Annotated in this window: 7 protein-coding genes and 1 pseudogene; 5 read left to right on the forward strand and 3 right to left on the reverse strand. The window is 68.2% G+C overall.

Going from position 1 to position 9,306, the window contains the following annotated elements; genetic code table 11:
• The 4 genes from RIM90_RS28305 to RIM90_RS28320 form a co-directional block, all read left to right on the forward strand.
• The coding region (locus tag RIM90_RS28305) for a GatB/YqeY domain-containing protein (protein WP_309063597.1) at positions 1-458 on the forward strand (458 nt) is incomplete at its 5' end.
• Positions 459-1,739: 1,281 nt separating this feature from the next.
• Complete coding sequence (locus RIM90_RS28310; protein ID WP_309063598.1) at positions 1,740-3,983, forward strand: glycoside hydrolase domain-containing protein; 2,244 nt, start codon at positions 1,740-1,742, stop codon at positions 3,981-3,983.
• Between the two features lie 12 nt (positions 3,984-3,995).
• The gene (locus RIM90_RS28315; RefSeq protein ID WP_309063599.1) at positions 3,996-4,472 is read left to right on the forward strand and encodes a hypothetical protein; all 477 of its coding nucleotides are present in this window, start codon (positions 3,996-3,998) and stop codon (positions 4,470-4,472) included.
• 7 nt (positions 4,473-4,479) lie between these two features.
• The gene (locus RIM90_RS28320) at positions 4,480-5,223 is read left to right on the forward strand and encodes a hypothetical protein (RefSeq protein WP_375165589.1); all 744 of its coding nucleotides are present in this window, start codon (positions 4,480-4,482) and stop codon (positions 5,221-5,223) included.
• Between the two features lie 177 nt (positions 5,224-5,400).
• Here RIM90_RS28320 and RIM90_RS28325 read toward each other — a convergent pair whose 3' ends face one another.
• The 3 genes from RIM90_RS28325 to RIM90_RS28335 form a co-directional block, all read right to left on the reverse strand.
• Positions 5,401-5,646: a LuxR C-terminal-related transcriptional regulator gene (locus RIM90_RS28325; RefSeq protein WP_309063601.1), complete on the reverse strand. Its 246-nt coding sequence runs from the start codon at positions 5,644-5,646 to the stop codon at positions 5,401-5,403.
• Between the two features lie 238 nt (positions 5,647-5,884).
• Positions 5,885-6,385 (reverse strand): hypothetical protein, encoded by a 501-nt coding sequence (locus tag RIM90_RS28330; RefSeq protein ID WP_309063602.1) that lies wholly within the window; start codon positions 6,383-6,385, stop codon positions 5,885-5,887.
• Positions 6,386-6,562: 177 nt separating this feature from the next.
• Positions 6,563-8,842, reverse strand: coding sequence for a transglycosylase domain-containing protein (locus RIM90_RS28335; protein WP_309063603.1), 2,280 nt, complete (start codon positions 8,840-8,842; stop codon positions 6,563-6,565).
• Between the two features lie 378 nt (positions 8,843-9,220).
• On the opposite strand from RIM90_RS28335, the pseudogene RIM90_RS28340 reads away from it, so the two are divergent.
• Positions 9,221-9,306, forward strand: a pseudogene (locus RIM90_RS28340) (WhiB family transcriptional regulator); the annotation flags it as partial.

Raw genomic sequence — 9,306 nt, forward strand, 5'->3', positions numbered from 1 at the left:
CGCTCAAGTCGAAGCTGCAGGATGACCTCAACGCCGCGATCAAGGAGCGCGACGAGCTCCGCTCCTCGACGCTCCGGCTGACGCTCGCCGCGATCACCAAGGAGGAGGTCGCGGGGAAGGAGAAGCGTGAGCTCTCCGACGACGAGGTGCAGAAGGTGATCACCCGGGAGGCGAAGAAGCGCCGTGAGGCGGCGGACGCCTTCGCGCAGGGTGGTCGTGCCGAGCAGGCCGAGCGGGAGAAGGCGGAGGGCGAGGTGCTGGCCGCGTACCTGCCCAAGCAGCTGTCCGACGAGGAGCTGAACGCGATCGTCGCCCAGGCGGTGGAGGAGGCCAGGGCGGCCGGTGCCGAGGGGCCGCGGGCCATGGGCGCCGTGATGAAGATCGTGAACCCGAAGGTGGCCGGGCAGGCCGAGGGCGGCCGCGTCGCCGCCGCGGTCAAGAAGCTCCTCGCCGGCTGAGTACGCTCGACGGCCGTCGTCCCTCTCGGCCGTCGAGCCGCGGTGGGCCGCCGCTCAGGACGTTCGGCAGGGGGCGACGACGCCGGGAGGGACGGCTGTGTCCCGTCGCCCCGTCGCCCCGTTGACGAGGACGCCGGCCCCCGGGCCGGGCGTCTCGTCCGGGGCGCGCACCCTGGCGGCGCTCGTCACCGGACGCGGATCGTCGGGTGGGCACCCGGGAGGGCGGGCACCCGGGGACAGCCTTCGTGGGGCGCCGGTCCGCAGCCCCACCCGGCAGGCCTGTGCCCAGCACCGTGACGGTCGTGAGGGCGCGGTGTTCCACTCCGGTCACGGGGCACTCGGGGGCACTTGTGCGCCGACAGGTCTCCCGGAGGCGTGACCGGGCCCCCGCCAGGCAGTCGAAGCCGAGCGGCCGGTCCGGGACCGTCCGCACCCGGGGCAGCGCGAAGATTACTTACGGGACAAACCTTCCCGAAGGTGACCCGGACGCATCGGGATGTGAGCAACGGCACACGGGCCGCCGCTGATCACGCATTGCTCACGCGGGAGCGAACCGGCCTCCGTGACACCCCGGACGAGCGGAATGGCCGGAAAATGATCCCCGGCGTGGCCGTGGGGCGACGAGGTCGAAAGGCGTCGAGCGCCCCGGACCGTGGGACGCCAAGGCGGTTGCACCGAGCGTATACCGGTGCTCACTGTGCAATCGGTTAGCCGAGTATCGCCGTCGAGGCCTGTGAAGGAATCTCGGCAAAACGCAACATGAGGCATTTGTGGGCAGTTCTGGGTGTTCCGAACGGCCGTGTCACTCCTGGTGACCGTTGCCCTTCGGTCTCCGTGCCCCCGGCGTGCCGGGGATCCTTCTCGTAGCCGCCCGGATGATTTAGGTTCCTGATGATCACGAGGGTCTGTCAAGGCGCTCGTGGGAGTGGGAATTGACCGTTCTCCGGGGGGACTTCAGACATGTGGACCACAGACGCAGGGCGACGTGCGCGCAAGAGTGGTTCCGGCGCGGTCCCAGGGCTCTCGCTCCTCTCGCCGATTCCCTGAGCCCGGTGCAGTAATCGGCTTTTCGCCGCGGGGGTCCCTGTCGACCCGATTCCCCCGCTCATGGCCGTGCCCAGTCCTGCGCCCCGAAGGCCGGCTGGCTGTCCGGTGACCGTGCGGGCCATCGGCCGACGCCGTGCCGGAACCGTTTTCCCGGCTCTTCTCCGCGGCGGGGCCGATCCGGTGTGCGCCGACATCCTCACCCGTCCCGACTTCTCTTCTCATGGAAGGAACTCAATGGCCGACGAGATGGTGCTTCGCGCCCAGAGATTCATCAACATCACCTACGGGAATGGCGCCACCCTCGGTATTTCCAAACTGGAGGAGAACGGCCGCACGGGATGGCCCGTCATGTACGCCCTCACTCGTGCGCTGCAGTACGAGATGGGCATCAGCGCGCTGTCGAACAACTTCGGCCCGGGCACGCTGGGAGCGCTCCAGTCGAAGTACGGCAAGCTGGACGAGACGACCATCCCCTCGGCGAACTTCTGCCGCATCATCCAGTCCGCGCTGTACTGCAAGGGCTACGACGGCGGAGAAATCGACGGTACGTACAACGACCGCGTCAAGGCCGCGGTCGTGAAGCTGAACCAGAACATGGGCGTGGCCGGCACGTACCCGGGCAGCTCCCTGTGGCCGAAGGTGGTCAAGGGCCTGTTCAACATGGACGCCTACGTCACCGTCAACAACGGCTCGGACACCATCCGCTCCATCCAGCAGTGGCTGAACGGCCGTTACGTCCTCCGCAAGGACTACTACATCATCCCCTGCGACGGCCACCATTCCCGTGACGTCGCCAGGTCGATGCTCCTGGCCATCCAGTACGAGCTGGGCATGGCCGACGGTGTCGCGAACGGCGTCTTCGGTCCGGGCACCCAGTCCGGCCTGAAGAGCCACACCGTGTCCACCGGCTCCTCCGGCGTGTGGGTGCAGCTGTTCACCGGGGCGATGGTCCTCAACAAGCGCCCGGTGTCCTTCTCGAGCTCGTTCACGTCCTCGCTGGCCAGCGGCGTCAGGACGTTCCAGTCGTTCATGAAGCTCCCCGTGACCGGTCAGGGGGACTTCCAGACCTGGGCCTCGCTGCTCGTCTCGTACGGGGATCAGAGCCGTCCCGGCGAGGCGTGCGACGGCGTCACCAAGATCACCCCCGCCCGGGCGCAGGCCCTGAAGGCCGCCGGCTACAAGTACGTCGGGCGCTACCTGTACAACCCGTCCACCACCTCCCTGCCGGAGAAGGAGATCCAGCCGGGCGAGCTCGCGACCATCAAGGAGTACGGGCTGCGCTGCTTCCCCATCTACCAGACGTGGGCGCGCTCGGTCGACTACTACAGCCCCGAGCAGGGCGCCACGGACTGCATGAACGCCTCGTACAAGGCGGAGGAGCACGGGTTCAAGCCGGGCACGCGCATCTACTTCGCCGTCGACTACGACGCGGTGGACGAGGAGGTGACGTCGCACATCCTGCCGTACTTCCGGCGCCTCCGGGAGCAGATGAACCAGTTGGGCAGCCCCTACAAGATCGGGGTCTACGGCCCGCGCAACGCGTGCTCCCGGATCTCCGAGGCAGGCTACGCGGACGCCAGTTTCGTGTCGGACATGTCCTCCGGGTTCTCCGGCAACCTCGGCTACCCGATGCCCGAGAACTGGGCCTTCGACCAGATCGTCACGAAGACGATCGGCTCCGGCGACGGCCGGATCGAGATCGACAACAACATCGCCTCCGGCCGGGACACCGGGCAGGGCGACTTCTACCCCACTCCCTCCGAGAAGCTGGACATCGGCTTCGACATCGACCTCTGGCCCTCCCTGCTGAAGGAGGTCGAGGACTACATGAACCTGATCGGCAAGCCCGGAGGCACGGGGCGTATCTACACCCTGCAGGAGTGCCTCGAAACGATCATCAGTCATGACGCCGCGATCACCTCGGCGGCCCGCAGGTACCGCATGCGCAAGGCGCTCATCCAGACCTCGGCGTTCTGGGAGTTCTGCCACTACAGCCTCAAGGACGTGGGGGAGGACGCCGGCGTCGTGCTCTACCACACCGGGGTCATCCCGGACTGGGCCAAGGATCTCCCCAAGGTCGAGCGACTGGTCGACAGCAGCACCGGCCTCGCCAAGATCTCGGGCCGCACCTGCATCCTGTCGCGCAACAACTCGATCCGCGCGGGGCTGCTGGAGGGCGACATCCTCGACGCGACCGCCGACGGCGACCGCTGGGCCATGTGGCAGAAGGTCAACCAGGACAACGTGTTCAGCCTGAGCACCGTGCCGCACCTGCACATATGGGCGGCCGACGGAAAGCCGGGGGACCACGCCGAGACCCGGATCCGCCGGCCGGCCCTCGACTACAACGAAACGGAGATCTTCGAGGTCCTGCGCCGGTACCAGGGCTTCGGCGACGAAGCGGTGGCACACGCGAAGGAGCGCATGCCGCTCTACGCCATCTTCGAGAAGTACAACCTCGCCATCCGCGGGGCCTGACGGGCCGTGGTCATGGCATCCGATCCCTGGCAGGGCCATGATGTCGCCGGGCTGATCACGGTCCTGTTCGCAGGAGCGCCGACCCTGATCGGTCTCACCGTGTACCTGTGCTCACGGCTCACACGGCGGGCCCGCCGCCGGAACACTCCGTTCCGGACATGGCGGGACGTCTCCTTGGCGGCGGTCGCCGCGGGAATCGCCCTCTACCTGTGGGGGCTTCTCCACATCCTGTTCCTGGAGGACCAGGAGCAGGCCGAGGAGTGCGAGCGACAGCGCCCCGAAGGAACACCGGCCCTCGTCGGCCGCAGAGGGGACTTCATCCCGCTGCGGCTCGTCTGCGAGACCTCGGACGGCCGTGACTACTCCGTCGTCATCCCCGGCTACATCAACCCGTCCCTCACCGTACTGCTGCTGCTCGCACTCCTCAGTGCCGTGGCCTCCGGCCTCCTTCACCACAAGCAGCGCACGTCAACACGGAAGAAAGGCTGAGTTGTTGATCAACTCCGGCATCACCCGCAGAGCCACTCTCGTCGCCGCCGGTGTCACCGCCGCCGCGGGCCTCACCACCACGGGCCTCCTCTCGACCCCCGCCGTCGCCGCGCCGCAGCCCTTCAGGAACGACGCGCTGAAGGAGGCGCTGCGCCGTGCCGAGGCCCGTCGCCGCCGTCTCCTCACCGGCCGTCCGTCCGCCAACGGGTGGGAGATGCAGAAGGCCGTCGACGCCGACGGCGACATCGTCACCTGCCCCGTGCCGGGCACCGGTCTGACCGTCCCGGTGCGCACGGGCGACGTCGAAACGGTCCTGATCCACGTGGTCCGCCGCTTCCACTACGAGGTGGACACCCTGGGCGCGCACGGAGAACCGAACCCCCTGGAGGGCTGGATGGCGCCGTCGGCGGTGCGTGACAGCCGGCGCCCCGAGTCGAACCGGGCGTCCGGCACCGCCGTCGTCATCCGGCCGGGCTCCTACCCGCCGGGCGTGCGGGACGGTTTCACCGCGGGACAGCAGTTGCTCATCCACGACATCATCGCCGACACCGAGGGAGTCGTCCGCTGGGGCGGCGACGACCGCCGTCCCTACGAGGGGCTGTTCTACCTCGACGTGCCGCCGGGCGACGCGCGCCTGGCGCGGGTGGCGGCCAGGATCCGGACCTGGGCCGGGACTCCGGGCGCAGGGGCCGGTGTGGTGCCCGACGTGACGGAGCCCTCCCGGCGCCGCCGGGCTGCTCGCTACCGCTGACAGACCCGTCGTCCGACACCGCGGTCACCGGCAGCGCTCGCGTTGCCGGTGGCCGCGACTCTTTCTCTCGACTCCTTCTCTCAACGAGCGGCCGGGCGGGTGCGGCGTCCGTCCCGGGCGTCTTCCCGGGGCGCGTGGACGATGTTGTTCCGCGTCGCACTTCAGTCCCTCGGGCGCTCAGGCGCCGTAGGGGTGAGGCGCGACAGGTGGCCGGTGGGTGTGCCGTGCGGCTCCCGGGGCGGACGGGGGCGTGCGCGGTGGGCGCAGCAGGCCCAGTTCCTGGGCGCGCGCCCCCAGGGCCACGCGCCCGTTGGCCTGCAGCCGCTCCATGAGCCGTTGAACCCTGCGTTGCACGGTGCGGTGTCCTATGGCGAGCTGCCGGGCGATCGAAGCATCGTTGAGGCCCGCGTACAAGAGGTTCAAGATTTTTCGGTCATCGGCATCGATACGGGAGATATCGATAAAGGATTCCGGACTGCCGGCCAAAACGCCCCCCATGCAGAATGCGGCCTCTATTCGTCCTGCAGTTTAGATGGGGCTTGTTGTCCGGGGAAGTCGAATAAATGGAATCAAAGGCCGGCAAAGGGGCGGGCGGGACGGCGTGATGACCGCCGTCCCGCCGTGGCCGGCCGGGCCCTCGGAGCGAGGGCCCGGAGCCGGCTCAGTACCAGGGCGTGCAGCTCTGCTTGCCCGAGGGGCTCTCGACGCAGGCCCGCATCATGTGCGTCGAGGGGTTGTAGTACATCGGCGTGCGCGTCCAGTAGTAGTTCGTCCCGCTCGGGATCTTGGCGGTCCAGCCCGAGGCGCCGCCCTTCTTCTCACCGAGCCGCCAGTAGCAGGTGGACTGGTCCTTGGTGCACCGCTGGACGTACACGCTCCAGTCCTGCGCGTTCGAGCCGCTGATGTAGTGCAGGCGGGCCCAGCTGTACTGGTCGCCGTCCGTCTTCCCCCACCGCAGCTCGTACAGGAAGGAGCCGCCGAGGTCGTAGGGGCCGTACGGGGAGACCGGTCCGGCCTCCCAGCTCTGGATGTTCGGGTCGTGGCCGTCGCACCCGAAGTTGTCACAGGCCAGGGCGGCGGCCGATGCCGAATTCGGGACGGCGAGTGCGAGGGCGCCCAGCAGCGCGCCGAGTGTCACACCGAGACGGGATCGGATTTTCATGGCCCTTCATGCCCTCCATACGACGGGAAACAGAAAAAGGGGCACCCGTGTGGCGTGCCGTGAGCGAATATTTCACGGCCCTCGCCCGGAGGGTGCCCCTTTCGAGCAGCTGGCGCTATTACGCCGGGCCGGCCGAGGGGTTATGGGGAAAAAGGCGGATTCTGTCCGGCGGGCCGCTCAGCGGCGTCCCCCGGGGCCGTTCCCCGGGCCCTGGACGAAGCCTTCCGGGATGGAGAACGTCGGGTCCGGCTCGGAGCCTCCCGCGCCGCCGTTGCCGCCGCCGTTGCCATTGCCGTTGCCGCCGCCGATCAGGCCGCCGATGAGACCGTCGTTGTCGCCGTCGCCGCGGTCCCCGCCCTCGTCGCCGTCGCCGCGGTCCTCGTCCCTCTCGTCGGGGATGTCGACGAGGTTGAAGGAACCGGCTTCCTTGCCCGCGAGGGCGTTGGTCATCGCGTCCCGCCAGAGGGGACCCGGCACCGAGCCGCCGTAGACCTTGGCGTGGTAGGCGCCGCCGATGCTGATGTCGATCATCCTGACCTCCTGGGAGGCGCTGCCGACCCAGACCGCGCCCGACAGGTCCGGCGTGTAACCGACGAACCAGGCGTTCTTGCGCTCGTCCGTCGTACCTGTCTTACCGGCGTTGGCGCGGTCCGTGAGACCGGCCTCCCGGCCCGTACCGGAGTCGACCACACCCTGCAGCAGGGTGTTCACCGTGTCCGCGGTCTTCTCGCTCATCGCCCGCGAGCACGTCGATTTCGGCACCTCCAGCGACTTCTGCTGGTCACCGATCTTCTGGGTGATCGACTCGATGGCGACCGGCGTGCAGTACATGCCCCGGGAGGCGAAGGCGGCGTACGCGCTCGCCATCGTCAGCGGGGAGACGCCCCTGGAGCCGAGGGAGACGGCGGGCACCTCCGGGAGCTTCTCGCCGTTGCCCTGCACGACGTGCAGGGCGTCCGTCATCTTCACCACCGGGCACAGGCCGATGTCGGCGACCATCTGCACGAAGTAGGTGTTGACCGACAGGGCCATCGCCTCCTTCAGCCGGTACGGGCCGACCTCCGACTCGTCCTCGTTGGGGACGGTCTCGCCGCTCGGGTTCATCCAGGGCTTGCCGCTGCACGTCTGCACGGGCTCGGGGTAGGGCATCTCGTACGGCGACGAGTACTCCTGGGTGGGCGGCCGCCCCTCCTCGAGCGCGGCCGCCGCGACGAAGGGCTTGAACGTCGAACCGGTCGGGAAGCCGTAGTTGGAGCCGCCCATGCTGTGGTCGACCGAGTAGTTGATCTCGGTCTCGTTCTTGCCGTAGCCGTACGGCTTCGACTGGCCCATGCCGAGGATCTTGCCGGTGCCGGGCTCGACCAGCGTGATCGCCGCGGCGACCGAGTCGTCCTTGTTGACGTGGTTCTTGAGCGAGCTCTGGACCGACTTCTGCGCCTGCGGGTCGAGGGTGGTCCGGATCGTCAGGCCGCCCTGGTTCCAGACCTTGGCCCGCTCCTCCCTCGTCTTGCCGAAGACCGGGTCGTTGAGGAAGGCCTTCTCGACGTACTTGCAGAAGAAGCTGGCGCCCTCGACCGCCGTGATGCAGCCGTTCCTCGGCCTGCTGACGTTCAGCCCCAGCGGGGTCCTCGCCGCCGCGTCGGCCCGCTCCTGGGAGATGTCGCCGACCTCGGCCATCCGCTGGAGGACGACGTTGCGCCGCTTCTTCGCCTCCGCCTCGTCGTTGACCGGGTCGTAGCGGCTCGGGGACTGGACGAGGCCGGCGAGGAGGGCGGACTCCTGGAGGTTGAGGTCCTTGGCCGACTTCGAGAAGTAGCGCCGGGCGGCGGCCTCCACGCCGTAGGCCTGCTGGCCGAAGAACGTGATGTTCAGGTAGTTCTCGAGGATCTTCTTCTTGCCCAGTTCCTCCTCGACCTGGATCGCGTACTTCAGTTCGCGGATCTTGCGGCCGATCGTCTGCTGGGTGGCCTGCGCGACCTTCGTGGGGTCGTCGCCGGCCTCCTCGACGAAGACGTTCTTGACGTACTGCTGCGTGAGCGTGGACGCGCCCTCGGAGACCTCGCCGCTGCGCGCGTTCTTGTTGAGTGCGCGCAGTACGCCCTTCAGGTCGACCGCGCCGTGCTCGTAGAACCGCGAGTCCTCGATCGCGACGATCGCCTTCTGCATGTACGGCGAGATGTCCTTGAGGTCGACCACCGTGCGGTCGCGCGAGTAGACGGTGGCGATCTGGCCGCCGTCCGCGTCGAGGAGCGTGGTGCGCTGGCTCAGCGGCGGGGTCTTGAGGTTGGCCGGGAGCTCGTCGAAGCTCTCGACCGATCCCTTGGCCGCCAATCCCAGCGCGCCCACCGCAGGCAGCGCGATGCCGGCCATGACGGCCCCTGCGAGGACACTGACTCCGAGGAACTTGACGGCCTGCTGCGTGGGTGACAGGCCACCGCCCGAGCGCTTCTTTGGCATGGGAGCAGCCTACGTTCTCATTCGCCGGACAAGCGTAAATGCCTTGGCCTAAGCTGCTCTCGACTGTCACAGCGGTGAGGCCACGTATCAATACGTCCGGCGACCCCGAATCGTTCCGGATCTTCTCGACTTTCTTGGTCGGTGCTCGGTCGGGACGGGACGGGACCGTGTCCGGAACCGCCTCGTGTGTCACGTGGTGCCCGTTGTGACGCAATGGAATTGAACGGAAACGCCGGGATTGTCGCGCATGTCGTCACCTCACTCCCCCGGGTGATCTGCCGCTTACCCATAGTCCGTTCGGACCATTCAAGATTGGGCCCGCTGGGGGTGTTGCGCCGTGCCCACCTTCCGTAACGTCCTCAACTGGCGGCGGTGAATATGCCGCTGCCGCCGTGGGGGAGCCTCGATTCGGGAGAGGACGGCGCCGGTATGGGCTGGGTTACCGACTGGAGTGCGCAGGCTGC

Source organism: Streptomyces sp., from assembly GCF_031181555.1.
In the GTDB taxonomy this organism is placed as follows: Bacteria; Actinomycetota; Actinomycetes; order Streptomycetales; family Streptomycetaceae; genus Streptomyces; species Streptomyces fimbriatus.

Excerpts from the sequence above, each read along its gene's own strand:
- RIM90_RS28310 (WP_309063598.1), top strand. The coding sequence starts at position 1,740 with ATGGCCGACGAGATGGTGCTTCGCGCCCAGAGATTCATCAACATCACC.
- RIM90_RS28315 (WP_309063599.1), top strand. The coding sequence starts at position 3,996 with ATGGCATCCGATCCCTGGCAGGGCCATGATGTCGCCGGGCTGATCACG.
- RIM90_RS28330 (WP_309063602.1), bottom strand. The coding sequence starts at position 6,385 with ATGAAAATCCGATCCCGTCTCGGTGTGACACTCGGCGCGCTGCTGGGC.
- RIM90_RS28335 (WP_309063603.1), bottom strand. The coding sequence starts at position 8,842 with ATGCCAAAGAAGCGCTCGGGCGGTGGCCTGTCACCCACGCAGCAGGCC.